At 66.1% G+C, this 945-nt stretch carries 3 pseudogenes; 1 reads left to right on the top strand and 2 read right to left on the bottom strand.

Going from position 1 to position 945, the window contains the following annotated elements:
• Positions 1 to 317: pseudogene (locus tag AQJ11_RS50665) on the bottom strand (transposase); the annotation flags it as partial.
• Positions 318 to 397: 80 nt separating this feature from the next.
• Here AQJ11_RS50665 and AQJ11_RS45000 point away from each other — a divergent pair.
• A pseudogene (locus AQJ11_RS45000) lies at positions 398 to 757 on the top strand (transposase); the annotation flags it as partial.
• A 5-nt stretch (positions 758 to 762) separates the two neighbouring features.
• Here the strand turns inward: AQJ11_RS45000 and AQJ11_RS47985 are convergent.
• Positions 763 to 945 (bottom strand): annotated as a pseudogene (locus AQJ11_RS47985) (IS110 family transposase); the annotation flags it as partial.

Genomic DNA, 945 nt, shown 5'->3' with positions numbered 1-945 from the left:
TGACGCGGGTGACGTCGACGAGGCCGGCGTCGTCGAGCCGGTGCAGCACGGCCTCGTGCAGTCGGCCCCAGACACCAGCTCTCGACCAGATCAGGAACCGGCGGTGAGCGGTCGACTTCGACACCCCGAAGCACGGCGGCAAAGCCCGCCAGGCGCAGCCGCTGACCAACACGTAGATGATGGCGGCGAACAGCGTCTCATCAGGCGTGTCCTGTGTTCCCCCGCCCTGCGGGACGCACCCTCGATGGAGGGATCAGCGGCTTCGCGATCTCCCACAGCCCATCCGGAACAATCCAACTCCACGTATCCCGCCCCATGACCTGACCAACGAACCACCGCCACATAGGACACGGTCTAAACAGGCCATCTCATTTGGCGTGTTCGATAACCTGCCGGGGTGGGGATTGTTGAGCGGCTGGTGCCGGACGAGTTGTGGGAGTTGTTCCAGCGGGTGGTGCCGGAGGCCCCGACCCGCCCTCAAGGTAGTGGCCGGCGTCGGCATGGTGACCGGGAAGTGCTGGCTGCGATCGTGTTCGTGGCCACGTCGGGCTGCACGTGGCAGCAGCTGCCGTCTGCGTCGTTTGGGCCTTCGGGAGCCACGGCTCACCGGCGCTTCGCCGAGTGGTCGAAGGCCAGGGTGTGGGCGAAACTCCACCGCCTGGTCCTCGATGAACTCGGGTCCCGCGGCGAGCTGGACTGGTCCCGCTGCGCCATCGACTCGGTGAACATGCGAGCCCTGAAAAGGTGCCTCTATGGGCTTCGTCAAGCTGTAGCCGGGGTGGGCGCCTGGTAGAAGGTGCCGTCTCGGAGCATCGCGAAGAGGACGTCGATGCGACGTCGGGCGAGTGCGACGAGGGCTGCGACATGGTGTTTTCCCCTCGCGACGTTTTCGGTCGTAGTAGGCACGGGACTCGGGTTGGGAGAGCGAGGCGAACGCGGCGAGGT

It is taken from the genome of Streptomyces corchorusii, assembly GCF_001514055.1.
Lineage (GTDB): Bacteria > Actinomycetota > Actinomycetes > Streptomycetales > Streptomycetaceae > Streptomyces > Streptomyces olivaceoviridis.
This window is presented reverse-complemented; position numbering and strand designations above follow the sequence as displayed.